Consider the following 18,623-nt stretch of genomic DNA (forward strand, 5'->3'; position numbering starts at 1 on the left):
TTAATAATTATACAAACGTATATTTTTTGTCATTAGGTGTAAAGAAACATTTTTTTGAATTTAAATCCCTAATTATTTTTCGCTTTATTTTTAAAAAAATTATTCCTCTGTCATTTCTTTTTTTACCATAACTCGTTTTGCGGCATCGTAATAATGCTCAATAGTAACGTATTTTTGTATATCCGTGCTGTTTTCCAACTGATATGCTTTTTTAAATCCTTTTAATTTAACTTTAATGTTATTGTCTACAGCTCTGGTAGTTTTAAACTCATGGATCAAATCCAAAATATCATGCGCAATATAAACCGTATCTTTTGCATCAATGATAACCTTAGAATTTTCCGGTATTTGACTTAATGTTTGTTTGATGGCTGCTTTGTTTAAGAAAGAAACTTCTTGAGCTAAATCGATATGAATTACATCTCCATCTTCATATTCCTCTTTTCTAAAATAATAAGCTCTTTTAAGATTCCCTTTTAAAACAAAAATAACACTGATGATGATTCCCAAAGCTACTCCTTTCAACAAATCCAAAAATACAACTGCTAATAATGTAGCAATAAAAGGAACAAACTGATATTTTCCTTTTTCCCAAAAATGTATAAATCTAGCAGGTTTAGCCAGCTTATATCCCACTAAAATCAAGATGGCTGCTAAAGTTGCTAATGGAATTTTATTAAGAACTACCGGAATAGCAAGTACACTAATTAACAATAATGATCCGTGAATAATGGTTGACATCTTAGACTTTGCCCCAGAATTATTGTTTGCCGAAGAACGAACAATTACAGAAGTCAATGGTAAACCGCCTAGTAAAGAACTCACCATATTACCAATTCCTTGCGCTTTTAATTCTTTATCGGTGTCAGTATATCTTTTTTGCACATCCATCCTGTCTGATGCTTCAATACTCAAAAGTGTCTCAATCGAAGCTACAATAGCAATCGTAAATGCTACTACCCAAACCTTTGGATTCATAATTCCAGATAAATTAGGTGTGACGATAATTGATTTAAATTCTTCGAATGACGATGGAACCGGTAAAGAAACTAAATGTTCTTTCTCTATTGCCAATGCACTCCCGTTGCTAATGAATATTTCATTCAAAATAACAGCAACAGTTACGGCAATTAATGCTCCCGGAACTAATTTTAGTTTTTTAAAAAATGGAAAATTATCCCAAGAAATTATGATTGCCATAGAAACTAACGTAATAACTATAGAACCTATTTGGAGGTAATCAAAAATATTAAACAACGCTGAAAAAGTATTACTGCCATCCGTTTGCGAAAAGGCTTGATCTCCCTCAAAATCACTGTCATATCCAAATGCGTGCGGCAATTGTTTCAGAATAATTATAATTCCAATACCCGCCAGCATTCCTTCGATAACATTCGTTGGGAAATAATTAGAAATACTTCCGGCTTTCGCAAATCCAAGTATCAATTGTATCAGACCTGCAAAAAAGACTGCTGTCAAGAAAATATCAAATGCCCCTAAATCCGTAATTGCTGTTAGAACAATTGCCGTAAGTCCGGCGGCCGGTCCAGAAACGCTTATGTGAGAAGTACTTAAATAACCCACTACTATCCCTCCTATAATTCCTGAAATAATTCCTGAAAATAAAGGAGCACCCGAAGCCATTGCAATACCTAAACATAACGGTAGCGCAACCAAAAAAACCACTAAACCAGACGCAAAATCGGATTTAAGGTTAGCAAAAAGGTTAATTTTTTTTGTCATAATACCTAACTAAAAGTGAATAAAAACAGTTGTTCACATGCTACATGTGAAAATTGATTAAAAAAATATAATCAAAAATTGTGCATTAAACTTAGTTGGGCGGAGGAATAAATATGGAAGCCGTTATATTATCGTGTTTAGATAAATTCTCAGATAAAATGGCGCTTGAAGTTAATTTTGCGGGAAGGATTACATCTGAAAAATTATCCAAATAAAAAAATGTCTTGATTTCCTTCTGAGCATGTTCTTCTTCAGAGACAGTGTAGAAAATTGAAATATCAGCGCTTTTCTCAATCACAGTAACTATTGTTGGTGTAACAAGAAACGCAATAAATATGATTAAGAATATTTTAGATATCATTTTCATTGTAGCAAAAATAGAATAATAGTTCATAAAAAAAACATCCAATATCCTAAATTTTAAAAAAATTAACATTAAAAAAAAACCAGTAAAAAATCAATTGATTTCATCTGGTTTTCAATTTATTACAAACTTTCTTCTAGCCACGCCTGCATCATCCAAATTGTTTTTTCTTGTTCAGAAATAAAATCACTCATCATCGAATTTGTTCCTTCATCATTAATCTCACCGGATTTTTTTAAAATTTCTCTTTCTATTTTTAATAAATGGGACAAGGAAGTAACAATCAAATGAACTGCTTTTTCATCGTTAGAAATATTTTTACCTACAACTAATTGATTATTATTTATATAATCTTCAAAAGTATGAAGCGGTGTCCCGCCAACTGTAAGAACCCTTTCGGCAATCAAATCAATCTTAATTTGGGAATCAGTGTATAATTCTTCGAATTTTACATGCAAATCAAAAAAACGTTTTCCTCTAATATTCCAATGAATTCCTCTTAAATTTTGATAATAAACTTGAAAATTTGACAACAGAATATTTAATTCATTTACTATCAATTCTGATTCTTTTACGGGTAATCCTAAAATATTTGTTTTCATTATTTTTATTTTATACAAACGTAGGTAAGAAAAAGCAACTTTACACTATAAGTCAAATTGATTGTTTTTATATTTGCATCAGATATTATTATAAAAGATGACAATTACTCAATTAAAATATGTTTTGGCTGTGGCCGAACACAAAAATTTCACACTTGCTGCTGAGAAATGTTTTGTAACGCAACCAACATTAAGCATGCAAATTCAGAAAATTGAAGAGGAATTAAGTATTCAAATATTTGACAGAACCAAAAAACCGATTCAACTAACTGATATTGGTCAAAAAATAGTCAATCAAGCCAAAAATATTGTCAATGAAGCCGATCGTATCCAAGATATAGTGGAGCAACAGAAAGGATTTATTGGGGGTGAATTCAGATTGGGAATAATTCCAACGATTATGCCTACGCTCTTGCCGATGTTTTTGAATAATTTTATAAAAAAATACCCAAAAGTAAAGCTCATCATCGAGGAGCTCAATACGGACGAAATAATAACAAAACTAAAAAATGGTCATCTTGACGCAGCGATAGCCGCGACTCCTTTACTGGAAGAGAAAATTAAAGAAATTGTATTATATTTTGAACCATTTGTAGCTTACATTCCGGAAAGTCATCATCATTTTCAAAAGGAGGAAATAGAAGTTTCAGATCTAAACCTAGATGAAATCCTGTTGTTACAAGACGGACATTGTTTTCGTGACGGAATATTGAATTTGTGTAAAAACAACACTGGTAAAAGTGAAACGAGTCATTTTCAAATAGAAAGTGGCAGTTTTGAAACGCTGATAAAATTAGCCGACGAGGGTTTAGGAACAACATTGCTCCCCTATTTACACACCTTGGATTTAAAAGAAACTGACAAATTAAAATTACGACATTTTAAGGAACCAAAACCGGCCAGAGAAGTAAGCCTTATATACCCAAAAAGCGAATTGAAAATCCAGATAATTGAAGCCCTTAGGAGCACAATTGCCGGCGTCATAAAAGGCGCTATTGTTTTTCAGAACGTTCAAATTATAAGTTCGATACATAAAAAATAAAAAAAGGAACCGTTTTTTGCGGTTCCTTTCCTTTATGAATTTACTATAAGTAAACATTGTTTCAACTCTGGTTTTCCTATGGTATAACTCAATAACCATTCTCGTAGTTGTTCCATTTCATAAGGCAACAACATTTTGATGGCTTTTTCTAACTCTTTGCAAAAAAGCAACGGATCAAAACTTACTCTTTCTAAGACAGATTTTGTATAATCATACATGATTTTCGACATAATAAATGAAGATTTTAAGTTAGATTTTTTTAATAAAGCTTCGTAAAAATACAGTAATTTTAATCACACTATTATTATTTAACGAAGTTTTTAGTTTTTTATTTTAGATGAAGAAAAATTCAGAGAAAAATAAATAATTGAAAACAAACACTTTAACTATTTAAGTTCGTTTTTCAGGGCTCGAAACATTTCCCTTTTTCCAGGGGGCCCTGCAAGCTTCTCAACAGTAAAACCGACTTCGATCATGCTCCTTTTAACAACACCTCTGGCAGCGTAAGTAACCAGAACTCCATTTTGTTTAAGCGCTTTAAACATTTTTTCAAAAATTGCCGTACTCCATAGTTCAGGTTGCACTCTGTATCCAAAAGCATCGAAATAAATCAAATCAAATTTATTTTCTTCGTTAATTTCTTCAAAGAATTGTTTCCTTTTAGTCAATGTAAAATCATCATTCAAAACAATTTTTTTTTCCCAATTGCTTTCATGCATCATATCGAAAATCGCACTTTGCTGAGTTGCCTCTAATTCGGTCACATAATTCATCTTCAAAACTTCATCAGCTGAAATTGGATAGGCTTCTACTCCAACATAATCGATAGTTTGCTGCATTTTTTTAGCCTCCAAAAGTGTAATAAAAGCATTTAAACCAGTGCCAAATCCTATTTCCAAAATAGCAACTTTCTGGTTTTGAAATAAGGAAAGACCATTTTTTATAAAAACATGTCTTGCTTCCTGAATGGCTCCGTGTTTAGAATGATAACATTCGTCCCATTCTGATATATGTATGGTTGTTGAACCATCGAGTGTCTGGATTATTTCTCTTTTCAAAATTATACGCTTTATTTGTATTGATTTAAAATTCTAATACTTGTCAAAATTAATAAAAACTATTACGCTTACTGCTGAAAAAGCACAATTTATTATGTAATCGAGAGAATTAAACTTATTTATTTCTAATTTTTTAAAACGTAAATAAATCTTAGTCAAAGACTATAATTAATATTGTTTTGATAAGTAATTTGCTGATTTTTATTTAATTTTGCAAAAATTAAATGCCAATTTGTGAAAACCAGATTCTTTTAAGTTTTAACTCATCATTTTAAAAAAATTAAAAAACAATACATTACTATGAGTACAACTCAAACTAACAAAATTGAAATTATAAAATCTTCTACTTCAAAAATAAAAGAGGTAGATTTTGACAACTTAAACTTTGGTTCCGTTTTTACGGATCATTTATTTGAATGTGATTTTAAAAACGGGGAATGGCAAGAGCCAGTTATTAAGCCTTATGCCCCTTTTTTGTTAGACCCATCAACAAGAGTTTTTCATTATGGCCAAGCTATTTTTGAAGGGATGAAAGCCTACAGAGACAGCACTGATGCTATTTGGCTTTTTAGACCTGATGAAAATTACAAACGTTTTAATAAATCAGCAGTGAGAATGGCTATGCCGGAAGTTCCAGAGGAAATTTTCATGAATGGTCTAAAGCAATTGTTACAATTAGACAAAGCCTGGATTAAAAAAGGAAAAGGAAACGCCATGTATATCAGACCGTTTATGATTGCAACTGGAACTGGTGTAATTGCAAATCCATCAAATGCTTATAAATTCATGATTATTTTATCTCCTGTATCTTCTTATTATTCAGGCGATGTAAAAGTATTGATAGCTGAACATTTCAGTAGAGCTGCCAATGGAGGAATTGGGGCTGCTAAAGCTGCCGGAAATTACGCTGCACAGTTCTACCCTACCGAGTTAGCGAATAAGGAAGGTTTCCAACAAGTAATTTGGACCGATGATGCAACGCATACTAAACTGGAAGAAGCAGGAACGATGAATGTTTTCTTTCGAATAAATGACACATTACTAACAGCTCCGGTCAGTGAAAGAATTCTTGATGGTGTAACCCGAAAAACACTAATCGATTTGGCTAAAAGTGAAGGTATTGATGTAGAGGTTCGTCCCGTATTGGTTTCTGAACTTGTTGAAGCTTCAAAAAACGGAACTTTAAAAGAGATTTTTGGCGCTGGAACAGCAGCTGTCGTTAGTCCAATTTCTGGATTCTCTTATCAGGATGTTTATTATGAATTGCCAAAAATCGAAAAAACTGTGGCAATACAATTAAAAGATAAGTTGACTAATATCCAAAATAAACTGGAAGAAGATACTTTTGGGTGGACTGTTAAAGTATAAATTCAACATTTTATAATTTTAAAAAAGCGATTTTCACTCTGAAAATCGCTTTTTTGTTTTCTATTATTTTGGCTGAATTTAGTTTGCCAGGACGCTAATTAAGTATTCTCAAATATTTTAGAAAAATCTGGTTTAAAATAATTTGGACCTTTCAATACTTTTCCATCTTCCCGATATATAGGCTTTCCTTCTTCATCTAATTTACTCATATTACTCCGTTGGATTTCGTCGAAAACGGCCTCTATTTTATGTTGTAAACCATGTTCGATAATAGTTCCGCATAGAATGTACATCATGTCACCCAATGCATCCACAATTTCTATTAAATCATTGTTTTTGACTGCTTCAAGATACTCTTCGTTTTCCTCTTTCATTAAATTATAGCGGAGTTCATGTTTACTTTCTCCTAAATTAGCGGTGGGAACTTCACTGTGGCCTATTTTAAAAGCTGTGTGAAATTCTTTAACTGAGTTTATCTGTTTTTGCATCTTTTTATTTTATTAAATGAAAAGGCAAATTAGCAACTATTTCTAAACTATTAACTAAATTTGCCTAAAATAATTTAAACTATGTTTAGTCAAGGTCAATTAGTGTTTGCAGGCTTATTTTTTATTGCATTTATTATTGCTGCAATTTATTCTTACCGGAAAGATATAAAAATACATCAAGAGTTTTATAAAGGAAATTACAAAATTCTGATAGGATTTGGAATTTTTATTGGAATTTTATTTTTAATAAAAGTGTTTTTCAAACGTTAATTTTTTTAAAATAAAGTAATGATGTCCACTCTTCAGTGGACTTTTTTATTTCCGTACTATTTTATCATTCCAAATCAAATTCCTTACTTCTGCTTTATAAAGCTAGATTACAGTTTTAAATATTAGTTCTACTCATTTCGTTTGACCACTAAGATTCATTTTAGAAAATTAACTTTTTTGACTACGATTTTTGATGTAAAAATGACATTATATTTATTTAACACTTTCTGCTACTTGTAAATTAAATCTTTAACTTTACAAAAATTAATAAACCTGTGTATTATGAGGATTTTAAAATATTTATTTCTTTTACTGCTACTTAGTTTTGTGGCTTTATCCATTTTTGTGGCCACTCAAAAAGGAGATTTTACTGTAGAAAGAAGTCAAATCATAAATTCTCCAAAATGCAATGTGTTTAGTTTTGTTAATGATTTCAGAAACTGGGAAGATTTTGGTTCTTGGATTACAGAAGATCCGCAAATGAAAATAAATTACTCTACTGTAACAATCGGACCTGGAGCATCGTATTCATGGGAGGGAAAAGATGGAACAGGAAATATAAAAACTCTTTTTGTTAAAGAAAACGATAGTATATCTCAAAAAATGAATTTTGGCGGTACGGAATCTTTGGTTTTTTGGAAATTTAAAGATACGGTTGGGGGCACAAAAGTTACTTGGAAAACCATAGGAAAAATGAGTTTTTCTATGAAAGTCTACACTGCATTCAATGGTGGAATTGACAATATCATTGGCAAAATATATGAAAAAAGCTTGGCTAGTCTTGACAAAACTCTTGATTTTGAATTAAATACACACACTGTAAAAGTGAATGGATTAGTAAAAAAAGCCGGTACTTTTTACTTAAAACAAACCTTTACCAGTAAAATTTCTAGTGTTACTAAAAATTCCAGAGTCGTATTTTATAAAATCATCACATTCTGCAAACAAAATAATATTGAATTAAATGGCAAACCGTTTATACTTTATCACACTTATGATTTAGCGAACGGATTGACCAAATTATCCTTTTGTGTACCAATAAAAAGTCAAATATTAACGAGTTCGGGAAGTGATATTTTAGCGGATAAGTTAGAACCTTTTGATGCAGTCAAAACAACTTTGACAGGTGATTATTCCCATAGTAGAAAAGCATTGGATAAAACCAAAGAATACATAAACGCTAATAGAATTCCGGTAGATCCTGTGTTTTCACATTTAGAAATTTTCACAAAAAGCCGGTCCCAAATTAAGAATCCTTCAAAATGGGTCACTGAAATTTACTACCCTATTACACCAAAAGCAATTCCTGTCAATTCTTATGTAACACCTGTCATCAAGAAAGTGGAAGCAGTAAAAACACCGGAACCGGCCATCATTAAAGAAGAAGAGCAATCCGAATTTTAAAATTGTATTACGACGATTAAACCTTTTTAATAAATTCCATTCTAACCTTAAAATACAAATTTTGCTAGAAGAACAGGAATTTATAAAACGATTGTTAAACCCTAAAACGCAAAACCAAGCGTTTCAGCGTTTGATATCGGATTATCAAAGACCTCTTTACAATCACGTTCGTAACATCGTTTTGAACCACGACGATACTGATGATGTTCTGCAAAATACTTTTATTAAAATATTTCAACATTTGAAAAATTTTAAAGGAGAAAGCAAACTCTTTTCATGGATGTACCGTATTGCGACCAATGAAGCCTTAACTTTTCTAAAACAAAAATCAAAATTAAGTAGCATTTCATCTGAAATATTGCAAAACAAAACGCTCGACAATCTGGAAGCCGATGTCTTTTTTGATGGTAATGAAATTCAACTAAAATTACAAAAAGCGATTGCATTGTTGCCAGAAAAACAACAGCTGATTTTTAAAATGAAATATTTTGAAGAACTCAAGTACGAAGCAATTTCGGAAATTTTGGGAACTTCAGTGGGAGGATTAAAAGCATCCTATCACATAGCAGTAAAAAAAATAGAAACTTATGTATCGACCAATTAAACCTTTTTGCAATAATCATGTCTAAAAAAATATGAAAGCATTTAAATTAGAAAACGAGCCTAAAATTGAAACCGGATTTAAAACACCGGATGATTATTTTGAAAATTTTTCGGTCAAAATGATGGAACAATTACCTGCGAGTGAACCAAAAGTAATTTCCATTTTTCAAAAAAGAAAAAATATATTACTGATGGTTGCAGCAGTTTTAGTAATTGCCTTGATGATTCCATATTTAAATTATTCAACCGCCAGTTCTCAAGCATTGGATAGAATTGCACTGGAAAATTACATTAATTATCAATCGAACGTGAACCAATATGACTTGATACGTGTTTTGGAAACCGAGGATATTAATAACATGAATACAAGTATTGTTTTAGAAGATGAAGCTATAGAGGACGTTTTATCAGCCAATTCAAATTTGGAAAATCTAATTTTAGAATAAATAACAAATATCCTTTAAGCTAAAATTTAAAAAAAAACATAAAATGAACTTTAGAAAATTATTACCCCTATTATTGCTGTTTGTTTCAGTCAGCTTTTACGCTCAAGGTGAAAGTATGCAAGAAAAAAAAGAGAAAATAAAAACGTTAAAGGTCGCTTTTTTTACGACAGAACTAGACTTAACAACAAATGAAGCAGAGAAATTCTGGCCTCTTTACAACACTTTTGATGATAAACAATTTGAATTAAGACATCAAAAAATGAGAGCTTTTATGAAAAGAATGAGTGACGGTTCATTAGATAAAATAACCGAAAAAGAAGCTAATAATTTTTTAGTTCAAATGGAAGATACAGAAGAGGAATTATTTTTACTTCGAAAAAAATTCACTCAAAATTTGAGAAAAATACTGCCTTCAGTAAAAATTATTAAACTCCGAAAAGCAGAGGAAGATTTCAATAGAAAATTATTACATCAATACCGCAATAAAGGCCAGAAGAAATAATCGCTTTTTTATTTTCTCAGTTTAAAAAAAATACCGCAAATACCATGTTATTTGGGAACTTAGGTTTTTCTTTACTTAAAATTAATCCGAATCATTTTATTTTGTCCCGCTGCGATAGCGGTTTTTTCATCTGTAAAACGAATTGTGTTCAGAGTTGAATCGGTTGACAATTGTTTCCATGAAACGCCGCTGTCAGAAGAATAATAAATTCCTGAAAAACCAACAGCAACAAGACCTTTACCGTTACTTTTAGGAACATATTGTACGCACGAAGCATATCCGAAACCTTGATTTTCAGCTGTAAGCGTCCATGTTTTTCCACCATCTGCTGTAATGGCTTTATTGGAGAAGTTCTGATTTCTGTTTTCGTAATCACCTCCGGCTACAAATCCGTTATCTGCATCATAAAAATCAGCCGTAAAAATTCCGGTCATCGTTTTGCCTTGCACAATAGGAGAATTATAAACAGTCCAGTTATTTCCTCTATTGGAAGAATAAAAAACCCTCGATTTTTTTCCACCGGAAACAATCCATGTATTATTTTCTCTAATGACAATATTAGTATTACTTGCGGCAAAAGCGGCTTCGCCATCCATCACTTTTGGTAATTTATCACACGGAATTTTATTCCATGAATTTCCTCCGTCACGGGTCGTAATGATGTTCAGACAGCCAGCGATTGGATCTCCCATGGCAATACCATCTTTATCATCCCAAAACTGCATACTGTCATAAAAAACTTTCTCATGATTTTCTTGGTACACTATTTTTGTTTCTTTTCCATCTTTTGAAATTCGGTGTAACAACGCCGGATTTGCAACATTTAAAATAAATATATGCTGCGCTGTTTGGGCAATACTTCTGAATTCAAGTTTTAAAGAATCCTTGATAATGGTGTTCTCCAATTTTTGACCGGTATTTAAATTGTAAAAACCATATCTTCCTTTATCTGCAGCATACCAAATTTTATTTTTATCAATTAGAATCGCTCTAATACTTATTTTATCTTGAAAAATCGTATCAATTACAACAGATTGAAAACTAATTCTATTTAAATTCACTAATTTATAATCAGCTGTTTTACAAGACACCAGAACAATTACAACCACTATAATTAAAAAAATATTTTTAATTTTCATACATTTTCGGGCTAATTTACAATTAATAATCAAAACACAAATAGAGACTAAAATTAATTGGCATAATAATTGGATCTTGAAAAAAAAGGGAAAACTTAATCCATTTAATTATGAAAACGAAATTACTATTATTGAGTCTATTGACCTCTGTTTTCGCAACACAAACACAAGCGCAAGATAGAACATCAGTAAATGCAATGAATGCCGAAATCAGCGATAATCTTGATCTAAGAGCTGTTGCTTCTATTTTTGGGGATTCTAAAGACTTACAGGATTTTGAAAGACGCCTAAATGATCCTGAACTTCAAATATCAAATTTAGATTTAAACGACGACAATCAAGTTGACTATTTACGGGTTATTGAAACCGTCGAAAATAGAACGCATTTAATCATTATTCAATCTGTCCTTGATGATGATTTTTACCAAGATGTTGCTACAATTGATGTTGAAAAAGACAGAAACAATAAAATTCACGTTCAAGTGGTTGGAGATGTTTTCATGTATGGTGAAAATTATATTTATGAGCCCGACTATTATACCACTCCTTTAATATATGCTTCATTCTGGTCACCTAATTATCATCCTTATTACTCTACTTGGAATTGGGGATATTATCCTTCCTATTATTATGCATGGAATCCATTTCCTGTATTCCGTTATAGAAATAATATTAACATTAGTCTGAACATCAATAACAATTATAATTATGTTAACAACAGAAGAAGTAATCGTGCTGTAGTTTTACACAATTCAAGACGTTCAAATGGTTACGAAAGACAAAATCCGAATTATTCGTTTTCAAGAAGAAATGTTAATGTAACAAACCGTTATGAATTAGATCAGAGAAGAGCTTCTAGAAATGAAGTTGGTTACTCAAACAGAAGAACTGAAACTCAAAGAGACAATTCGCAAAACAGAATGAACACTACAAGAGGTGGAGTTTCAGCACAAAGGTCAGGTTCGTCCAGGGATTATTCTCAAAACAGAACCAATCCTTCTATTCAGGAATCGCCAGAAAGAGGAAATTCTCAAAGAAAGTATTCACAAAACAGAACCAATCCTTCTACTCAGGCATCGCCAGAAAGAGGAAATTCTCAAAGAGAGTATTCTCAAAACAGAACCAATCCTTCTACTCAGGCATCGCCAGAAAGAAGAAATTCTCAAAGAGAGTATTCTCAAAACAGAACTAATTCTTCTACTCAGGGAACGCCACAAAGAGGAAATTCTCAGAGAGGGTATTCTCAAAACAGAACCAGTCCTTCTACTCAGACATCGCCAGAGAGAGGAAATTCGGAAAGAGGAGAATCACAAGGCAGAATCAATCGTTCTAGTCAAGCTGAACCACAAAGAGGTAATTCTCAAAGAGATTATTCTCAAAGCAGAACCAGTTCTTCTGGTCAGGCATCGCCAGAAAGAGGAAATTCTCAAAGAGGAGAATCACAAGGCAGAAGCAATCCTTCTAGTCAAGCTGAACCACAAAGAGGAGAATCACAAAGAAGAGAATCGCAAAGCAGAGGCAGTTCTTCCAGAAATGACAACGGAAGATTTTAAAAAACGGTATCAGAAAAGTAAAAAAACACGGCTCATTTAGCCGTGTTTTTTTTATGAAATAAAAAGCGCTAATTTATTATAAAAGTGTAAATTTGAACCAGTTTTTTAAAAATTATACATGAGCACAGCGCACAAGGACTTGCATAGCAAATTGACATTAGGAGGTTTATTAATTTCATTGGGAATAATTTATGGCGATATCGGAACTTCGCCTTTATACGTAATGAAAGCTATACTTGGGGATCATATCATTAATGCAGATATTGTTTTAGGAGGCGTTTCAGCAGTTTTTTGGACACTTACTTTACAGACCACCATAAAGTACGTCATCATCACTTTAAGTGCTGACAACAATGGCGAGGGTGGAATCTTTGCTTTATATGCTTTAGTCAAAAAAACAAAAATTAAATGGCTGATTGTCCCAGCAATAATCGGTGGAAGTGCCTTACTCGCTGACGGAATTATAACACCCCCGATTTCAGTATCGTCTGCAATAGAGGGGATAAAAACATTTTATCCACAAATAAATACAATCCCAATTGTGATAGGTATTTTATTTGTGTTGTTTACAATTCAGCAATTTGGAAGCAAATTAGTCGGTAAATTTTTTGCACCTATGATGCTAATTTGGTTTAGTATGCTTGCTGTTTTGGGAATTACACAGATTTCTCAACATGCTGAGGTTTTTAAAGCAATCAACCCGTATTATGCTTATCATTTGTTGACGATTCATCCGGAAGGCTTTTTTGTTTTAGGGTTTGTATTTCTTTGTACAACGGGAGCTGAAGCATTATATTCTGATATGGGACATTGCGGCAGAAAAAATATTAGAATCAGCTGGATTTTTGTAAAGACTGCTTTAGTGCTTAATTATTTTGGTCAAGCAGCTTATTTAATTCAACACGAGGGAAAAACATTACAAAGTTTGGGTGGAGAAAACGGAAATCCTTTTTACCTAATAATGCCAGACTGGTTTCAACCTATCGGAATTGTAATCGCTACACTTGCTGCTGTAATTGCGTCGCAAGCATTAATTAGCGGATCTTTTACTTTGATAAATGAAGCGATGCGATTGAATTTTTGGCCAAAAGTAAAAATCAAATATCCTACCGAATTGAAAGGCCAATTGTACATTCCATCAATCAACTGGTTGTTGTTTATCGGTTGTGTTGGAATAGTTTTGCACTTTGAAGAATCCAGTAATATGGAACATGCTTACGGTCTGGCCATTATCTTGTGTATGATTATGACCACTATTTTACTTAATTTTTATTTAATATTGAAAAGAGTAAAATTATATTTCATTGTACCATTGATTACTATTTATTTAATAATCGAATTTAGTTTTTTGGTAGCTAATATTACTAAGTTCGCTGAAGGTGGATATGTAACGCTTTTAATAGCAATCGCTTTAATTAGTATAATGACCATTTGGTATTTAGCGAAGCAAATTAATAAAAGCTACACTAAAATTGTTAAAATTGAGGATTATAAAAAAGTTCTTGGTGAATTAAGTACTGACTTAACTATACCAAAATATGCAACACATTTAGTTTACATGACCAATGCCGGAAGAGTGGATGAAATAGAAGAAAAAGTAATGTATTCTATTTTACAAAAAAGACCAAAAAGAGCTGATATTTACTGGTTTGTTCATGTTAATATATTAACGGAACCTTACAAAACAGAATATAAGGTAACTGAAATAGTAAAAGATGATTTGTACCGTGTAGACTTCAATTTAGGCTTTAGAGAACCTACTAAAATCAACCTGATGTTTAAGGAAGTTATCAAGGATATGGTCCAAAAAGGAGAAGTTGATATTACCAGCCGTTACGAATCTTTGAACAAAAATAACATCATCGGTGATTTCAAATTTGTATTGTCTGAAAAGTTCCTTTCTAACGACAGTGACTTAAGATGGCATGAAAAAATAATTATGAACTCTTATTTCTTAATTAAAAAATTAAGTTTATCCGAAGAAAGAGCCTTTGGTTTAGACAGCAGTTCCGTTAAAATCGAAAAGTTTCCAATGGTGCTTCACGCGCCTGAGAAGATCGCATTAACAAGGGTAAAATAAACTTTTTTCATTTTAAAATATAGAAAAACACTGTTTTAAATGCAGTGTTTTTTTATGCAAAAAAATTAAAATCAATAACATTCATTGTTTAAAATATAACATTCGATCAATTAATAGTACCTTTGCACCTCAATTATTTAAAATGAGATTACACAGAAATTTAGTTTACACAACAATAGACGCCTTGAATGCCATTTTTAACGAAGGCGAATATGCGGATAAAGTAGTGGCAAGATCCTTAAAAAAAGACAAACGTTGGGGAAGTTCTGACAGAAAGTTTGTTGCCGAAACCATCTACGAAATTGTACGTTGGAAAAGATTATACGCAGAAATAGCCGAAGTAAAAGAGCCATTTGACCGAGAAAATCTTTGGAGAATGTTTTCTGTTTGGGCAGTATTAAGAGGTTATCCAATTCCGGATTGGCGTCAACTGGAAGGAACTCCAGAACGAAAAATAAAAGGGCGTTTTGACGAACTTTCAAAAGTAAGAGCTTTAAAAGAATCTATTCCGGACTGGATGGATGAATTAGGCGTAAAAGAATTAGGCGAGAAAGTTTGGACTACCGAAATCACAGCTCAAAACCAACCAGCTAAAGTAATCTTGAGGGTAAATACTCTTAAGACAACAAGAGAAGCGTTGCGTGCTATTTTGATGGATTTGAACATTGAAACAGAAACGCTGAAAAGTCAGCCTGACGCTTTAGTGCTGAAAGAAAGAGCTAATGTTTTCTTGACTGATGCATTCAAACAAGGTTTTTTTGAAGTTCAGGATGCCAACTCACAATTAGTTGCTGCTTTCCTTGATGTAAAACCAGGAATGCGTGTAGTTGATACCTGCGCTGGCGCCGGAGGGAAAACGCTTCACATTGCTTCTTTAATGGAAAACAAAGGACAGTTAATCGCTATGGATCTGTATGAAAGCAAATTAAAGCAATTAAAAATCAGAGCCAAAAGAGACGGTGCTTTCAATATTGAATACCGTATTATTGACTCGACAAAAATCATAAAAAAATTACATGAAAAAGCAGACCGTGTTTTGATTGACGCACCATGTAGCGGTTTAGGAGTTTTGAAAAGAAATCCTGACGCTAAATGGAAATTGAAACCGGAATTCATTGACAACATCCGTAAAGTACAATCGGAAGTTTTAGAAAGTTATTCTAAAATTGTAAAACCGGGAGGGAAATTAGTGTATGCTACTTGTTCTATTTTACCATCCGAGAATCAAGATCAAATTGCTCGTTTTTTGACTACAGATATTGGTAAACATTTCAATTTTATAAAAGACCAAAAAATCTTGGCTTCGGAGTCAGGTTTCGATGGATTTTACATGGCTCTTTTAGAACGCAAAGATGAAGTCAAAAAGGTTCAATTGCAAGAAGAAACTAAAATATAAACATATTACTAAGAGTACAGAAGCTGTCCCATAAAGACAGCTTTTTATTATTACAAACATTGTCTTAATTCGAAATCCTTTTTACATTTAATTTATTTTTTTATTTTAAAATTTTCTACCGCTCTTATTTTGATTTTTTGATTTCAAAAATATGGCGCTATTTTATTTATTTTAAAAATATTGACCTAGGATTATATAACTTTAGCGAGTAACCTCTTGATTTCTAAAACACTGTTTTTCGATAACCCCTTTTTTGTTGATTTTTTGATACGAATTTTCTTATTTTTTTCACATATTGCAAACTAATCTTTATATCTTAAAATAGATTTCTGATACTAAAATTATTTTGAATTTTGTAGGAATAGATTAGCATAATCGGCTGTAACGGCTTCCCAAGTGTAAATTTTATTAGCCACATTTTTCATATCCTTAGCAACCACATTTAACTCTTCTTGATTAATATTTGATAATATTTTAAATAATTCATTTTTATTTGCAAAATACTTGGCTTTATTAGCTGTAGTTTCCACATTATAATTTACACCATAAGTTATGATAGGCAATTCTAGAAACATTGCTTCCACTAATGAAGGATTAGTTCCTCCTGCACTATGACCATGGACATAAACATAACAATTACTTCTAATTTGATTTAATATATTTTGCTCATAAATGGGGTCTAATAAATGGATGTTTTCAAAATTATTGAATTTTAATTTCATTTCTTTACCATAATTACTATTGTTCCAATTCCCTATGACAACAATACTTAAACTTGGATGTTGTGAAAAGGTATGCAATATTAAATAAATGTTGTTTTCGGGTTCTATTCTACAAACTTTAAATGCGTATTTTTCAGCTAAGAAAGGATATTCAGATAAAACTTTGACACTTAACGCTTCTTTCTTTGTGTGATTAGCACCATATGCAATTAACTCACTATTGATATTATAAACATGTTTTACATAATCTTGGATTACTTTATTATCAGAAACAACACTGTCAGCATAGTTTACTGCTATTTTTTCAGAATATTTTAAAAACATTTTAGCTACTCTCCCCCATTTTGCACGTTTCCACTCTAACCCATCGATATTAACAATAATTAATTTATTAGATATCAATTTAATAAATGGCAAAACAATACAACCCGAAACTCCCAATATTAATAGTACATCTGCATAAAATACGGCGTTAAAAATGGAAATTATATCGTACAAAATACTTTGAACACCATTTGCATTTAATGGAATATATTTTAAATTGGCATTATTATACCTTTTTAACTTTTTAGAATAAAAAACACTACTACAATAAACAGTAACATCAAATGAATTGGTTAAGTGCTTCGTTAAATATTCAGTAAGGGTTTCAAAGCCACCATATTTAGCAGGAAGACCAACAACACCGATAATGGCTATTTTTTTTTGTCTCATACTAAAATCACTTTTTCAAGCATTATTCTAGCGCTTTCTTCCCAAGAGTATTGCCCTTTGATAGTTGATTGTATTGCGCTTAAATCTATACTTTTTATATTTTGTGTCATCTGATTAATGATTTTAGCGAATTCTTCGTAATTATTTGGATCAAAAAAATAGGGATTAAAAAAATCAAAATCAGCCATTGCGGTAGTATTAGAGCAAATAACAGGTGTACACAATGCTCCAGCTTCTAATGGAGGGATACCAAATCCCTCAGCTTTAGAAGGATAGACAAAAAATTCTGCTGCATTTAAAAAATTCTTCAAATCTAAATCACTAACTTTCTCAAACCAGAAAATAGATTTTTTAATTTCTTTTTTTAAACTACTTATATTGTCAAAAAGTCCACTGTGCAATGTATTGTCTCCAATTAATACGAGAGCAAAACCTTTTTTCCAAAGTTTTTCCTTCACAAAAGCTGTAACTAATAAATTTTGATTTTTTCTCGGTTCTATACGGCTTACATATAAAATAAAATTTTGGACGGCATATCGATCATTGATGTATATTTTTGAAACATCTTTTGAGGTTTTAAAATGAAAGTAATCATCTGAAACAGCATTTGGGGTAATTATTATTTTATTTGCTTTAATATTGAATTGTTTGGCAATTTTTTGTTTGGAATAATCTGAGACCGTCAATAAATAATCACAGCGTTTAGCACTTAAAAAAAATAATATGTTGCGTTGTAATCGGTAGAAAAAAGAAAAATCATTAAAAAAATCATTAAAAAGAATATCATGAATTGTGACGATATATTTGCAGTTTCTATTTTTAAAAAAAGGAATAACATATTGAAAATGAGCATGTGTGCAACCTAATTCATTGATTATTTTAGGTATTTCTATAAAAATCCTATTAAAACTTATTCTCGAAGAATACTGAATGTATTTTACATTAGGATGATTTCCAAAATATTCCTTAATATTTTCAATTTTATTTGCACCAAAATACAAGGTAATAGTAGGGTTTAAAAATAAAATCTTTAAATACAATTCTTTAACGTAAGTCAATGTACCTTGAAATTCCCCGTCAAATATATGTGCATCAACAAAAATTTTATAGTTTTTCATACATATACTGC

General features: G+C 31.6%; 19 protein-coding genes. 10 read left to right on the top strand and 9 right to left on the bottom strand.

The features are described from left to right. Window positions 1-99: 99 nt before the first annotated feature. From ACP7AV_RS06415 to ACP7AV_RS06425, 3 genes are all read right to left on the bottom strand, one after another. Complete coding sequence (locus tag ACP7AV_RS06415) at window positions 100-1,743, bottom strand: SulP family inorganic anion transporter (RefSeq protein WP_426091222.1); 1,644 nt, start codon at window positions 1,741-1,743, stop codon at window positions 100-102. A gap of 91 nt (window positions 1,744-1,834) precedes the next feature. Next, entirely contained in the window at window positions 1,835-2,104 is a 270-nt protein-coding gene (locus tag ACP7AV_RS06420; protein ID WP_426091223.1) for a hypothetical protein, read from the bottom strand. Window positions 2,105-2,229: 125 nt separating this feature from the next. Next, window positions 2,230-2,709, bottom strand: a complete 480-nt coding sequence (locus tag ACP7AV_RS06425; RefSeq protein ID WP_426091224.1) for a Dps family protein — start codon at window positions 2,707-2,709, stop codon at window positions 2,230-2,232. A 97-nt stretch (window positions 2,710-2,806) separates the two neighbouring features. On the opposite strand from ACP7AV_RS06425, the gene ACP7AV_RS06430 reads away from it, so the two are divergent. Next, window positions 2,807-3,751 carry a LysR substrate-binding domain-containing protein gene (locus ACP7AV_RS06430; RefSeq protein ID WP_426063769.1) on the top strand — a complete coding sequence of 315 codons (945 nt, stop codon included), beginning with the start codon at window positions 2,807-2,809 and terminating at the stop codon, window positions 3,749-3,751. Window positions 3,752-3,783: 32 nt separating this feature from the next. Here the strand turns inward: ACP7AV_RS06430 and ACP7AV_RS06435 are convergent, their stop codons facing one another. Next, window positions 3,784-3,981 (bottom strand): hypothetical protein, encoded by a 198-nt coding sequence (locus tag ACP7AV_RS06435; RefSeq protein WP_091208837.1) that lies wholly within the window; start codon window positions 3,979-3,981, stop codon window positions 3,784-3,786. A gap of 156 nt (window positions 3,982-4,137) precedes the next feature. After that, window positions 4,138-4,809 (bottom strand): tRNA (5-methylaminomethyl-2-thiouridine)(34)-methyltransferase MnmD, encoded by a 672-nt coding sequence (mnmD, locus tag ACP7AV_RS06440; protein ID WP_426091225.1) that lies wholly within the window; start codon window positions 4,807-4,809, stop codon window positions 4,138-4,140. Between the two features lie 300 nt (window positions 4,810-5,109). On the opposite strand from mnmD, the gene ACP7AV_RS06445 reads away from it, so the two are divergent. Beyond that, entirely contained in the window at window positions 5,110-6,177 is a 1,068-nt protein-coding gene (locus tag ACP7AV_RS06445) for a branched-chain amino acid aminotransferase (protein WP_426091226.1), read from the top strand. 98 nt (window positions 6,178-6,275) lie between these two features. On the opposite strand, the gene ACP7AV_RS06450 is transcribed toward ACP7AV_RS06445, so the two are convergent. Beyond that, window positions 6,276-6,665 (bottom strand): hypothetical protein, encoded by a 390-nt coding sequence (locus tag ACP7AV_RS06450; RefSeq protein ID WP_426091227.1) that lies wholly within the window; start codon window positions 6,663-6,665, stop codon window positions 6,276-6,278. Window positions 6,666-6,746: 81 nt separating this feature from the next. Here ACP7AV_RS06450 and ACP7AV_RS06455 point away from each other — a divergent pair, with 81 nt between their 5' ends. From ACP7AV_RS06455 to ACP7AV_RS06475, 5 genes are all read left to right on the top strand, one after another. Further along, complete coding sequence (locus tag ACP7AV_RS06455) at window positions 6,747-6,935, top strand: hypothetical protein (RefSeq protein WP_426091228.1); 189 nt, start codon at window positions 6,747-6,749, stop codon at window positions 6,933-6,935. 282 nt (window positions 6,936-7,217) lie between these two features. Next, window positions 7,218-8,339: an SRPBCC family protein gene (locus ACP7AV_RS06460; protein ID WP_426091229.1), complete on the top strand. Its 1,122-nt coding sequence runs from the start codon at window positions 7,218-7,220 to the stop codon at window positions 8,337-8,339. A gap of 61 nt (window positions 8,340-8,400) precedes the next feature. Further along, on the top strand, window positions 8,401-8,943 hold the full coding sequence (locus ACP7AV_RS06465) for an RNA polymerase sigma factor (RefSeq protein WP_426091230.1): 543 nt from the start codon (window positions 8,401-8,403) through the stop codon (window positions 8,941-8,943). A gap of 31 nt (window positions 8,944-8,974) precedes the next feature. Next, entirely contained in the window at window positions 8,975-9,388 is a 414-nt protein-coding gene (locus ACP7AV_RS06470) for a hypothetical protein (protein WP_426091231.1), read from the top strand. A 43-nt stretch (window positions 9,389-9,431) separates the two neighbouring features. Continuing rightward, entirely contained in the window at window positions 9,432-9,890 is a 459-nt protein-coding gene (locus ACP7AV_RS06475; protein WP_426091232.1) for a sensor of ECF-type sigma factor, read from the top strand. Between the two features lie 71 nt (window positions 9,891-9,961). On the opposite strand, the gene ACP7AV_RS06480 is transcribed toward ACP7AV_RS06475, so the two are convergent. Further along, a complete protein-coding gene (locus tag ACP7AV_RS06480; protein WP_426091233.1) occupies window positions 9,962-11,029 on the bottom strand; it encodes an oxidoreductase in 1,068 nt (355 codons plus the stop codon). Between the two features lie 110 nt (window positions 11,030-11,139). Between ACP7AV_RS06480 and ACP7AV_RS06485 the strand changes: the two genes are divergently transcribed. From ACP7AV_RS06485 to ACP7AV_RS06495, 3 genes are all read left to right on the top strand, one after another. Further along, on the top strand, window positions 11,140-12,582 hold the full coding sequence (locus ACP7AV_RS06485) for a hypothetical protein (protein ID WP_426091234.1): 1,443 nt from the start codon (window positions 11,140-11,142) through the stop codon (window positions 12,580-12,582). 118 nt (window positions 12,583-12,700) lie between these two features. Next, window positions 12,701-14,662: a KUP/HAK/KT family potassium transporter gene (locus ACP7AV_RS06490; protein ID WP_426091235.1), complete on the top strand. Its 1,962-nt coding sequence runs from the start codon at window positions 12,701-12,703 to the stop codon at window positions 14,660-14,662. Window positions 14,663-14,804: 142 nt separating this feature from the next. Continuing rightward, window positions 14,805-16,058, top strand: coding sequence for an RsmB/NOP family class I SAM-dependent RNA methyltransferase (locus ACP7AV_RS06495; RefSeq protein ID WP_426091236.1), 1,254 nt, complete (start codon window positions 14,805-14,807; stop codon window positions 16,056-16,058). 341 nt (window positions 16,059-16,399) lie between these two features. On the opposite strand, the gene ACP7AV_RS06500 is transcribed toward ACP7AV_RS06495, so the two are convergent. Then, complete coding sequence (locus ACP7AV_RS06500; protein WP_426091237.1) at window positions 16,400-17,494, bottom strand: DUF1972 domain-containing protein; 1,095 nt, start codon at window positions 17,492-17,494, stop codon at window positions 16,400-16,402. After that, window positions 17,491-18,612, bottom strand: a complete 1,122-nt coding sequence (locus ACP7AV_RS06505; protein WP_426091238.1) for a glycosyltransferase family 4 protein — start codon at window positions 18,610-18,612, stop codon at window positions 17,491-17,493. The genes ACP7AV_RS06500 and ACP7AV_RS06505 overlap by 4 nt, the downstream gene beginning before the upstream one ends. Window positions 18,613-18,623 lie beyond the last annotated feature (11 nt).

Origin of the sequence: Flavobacterium sp. DSR3-2 (assembly GCF_049896525.1) — a bacterium.
In the GTDB taxonomy this organism is placed as follows: Bacteria; Bacteroidota; Bacteroidia; order Flavobacteriales; family Flavobacteriaceae; genus Flavobacterium.

What these genes read in the sequence shown, in the direction of transcription:
- ACP7AV_RS06460 (WP_426091229.1), top strand. Translation starts at nt 7,218, where the DNA reads ATGAGGATTTTAAAATATTTATTTCTTTTACTGCTACTTAGTTTTGTG.
- ACP7AV_RS06490 (WP_426091235.1), top strand. Translation starts at nt 12,701, where the DNA reads ATGAGCACAGCGCACAAGGACTTGCATAGCAAATTGACATTAGGAGGT.
- ACP7AV_RS06430 (WP_426063769.1), top strand. Translation starts at nt 2,807, where the DNA reads ATGACAATTACTCAATTAAAATATGTTTTGGCTGTGGCCGAACACAAA.
- ACP7AV_RS06500 (WP_426091237.1), bottom strand. Translation starts at nt 17,494, where the DNA reads ATGAGACAAAAAAAAATAGCCATTATCGGTGTTGTTGGTCTTCCTGCT.
- ACP7AV_RS06470 (WP_426091231.1), top strand. Translation starts at nt 8,975, where the DNA reads ATGAAAGCATTTAAATTAGAAAACGAGCCTAAAATTGAAACCGGATTT.
- ACP7AV_RS06425 (WP_426091224.1), bottom strand. Translation starts at nt 2,709, where the DNA reads ATGAAAACAAATATTTTAGGATTACCCGTAAAAGAATCAGAATTGATA.
- ACP7AV_RS06480 (WP_426091233.1), bottom strand. Translation starts at nt 11,029, where the DNA reads ATGAAAATTAAAAATATTTTTTTAATTATAGTGGTTGTAATTGTTCTG.
- ACP7AV_RS06475 (WP_426091232.1), top strand. Translation starts at nt 9,432, where the DNA reads ATGAACTTTAGAAAATTATTACCCCTATTATTGCTGTTTGTTTCAGTC.
- ACP7AV_RS06455 (WP_426091228.1), top strand. Translation starts at nt 6,747, where the DNA reads ATGTTTAGTCAAGGTCAATTAGTGTTTGCAGGCTTATTTTTTATTGCA.
- ACP7AV_RS06495 (WP_426091236.1), top strand. Translation starts at nt 14,805, where the DNA reads ATGAGATTACACAGAAATTTAGTTTACACAACAATAGACGCCTTGAAT.
- ACP7AV_RS06420 (WP_426091223.1), bottom strand. Translation starts at nt 2,104, where the DNA reads ATGATATCTAAAATATTCTTAATCATATTTATTGCGTTTCTTGTTACA.
- ACP7AV_RS06485 (WP_426091234.1), top strand. Translation starts at nt 11,140, where the DNA reads ATGAAAACGAAATTACTATTATTGAGTCTATTGACCTCTGTTTTCGCA.
- ACP7AV_RS06415 (WP_426091222.1), bottom strand. Translation starts at nt 1,743, where the DNA reads ATGACAAAAAAAATTAACCTTTTTGCTAACCTTAAATCCGATTTTGCG.
- ACP7AV_RS06445 (WP_426091226.1), top strand. Translation starts at nt 5,110, where the DNA reads ATGAGTACAACTCAAACTAACAAAATTGAAATTATAAAATCTTCTACT.
- ACP7AV_RS06435 (WP_091208837.1), bottom strand. Translation starts at nt 3,981, where the DNA reads ATGTCGAAAATCATGTATGATTATACAAAATCTGTCTTAGAAAGAGTA.
- ACP7AV_RS06505 (WP_426091238.1), bottom strand. Translation starts at nt 18,612, where the DNA reads ATGAAAAACTATAAAATTTTTGTTGATGCACATATATTTGACGGGGAA.
- ACP7AV_RS06450 (WP_426091227.1), bottom strand. Translation starts at nt 6,665, where the DNA reads ATGCAAAAACAGATAAACTCAGTTAAAGAATTTCACACAGCTTTTAAA.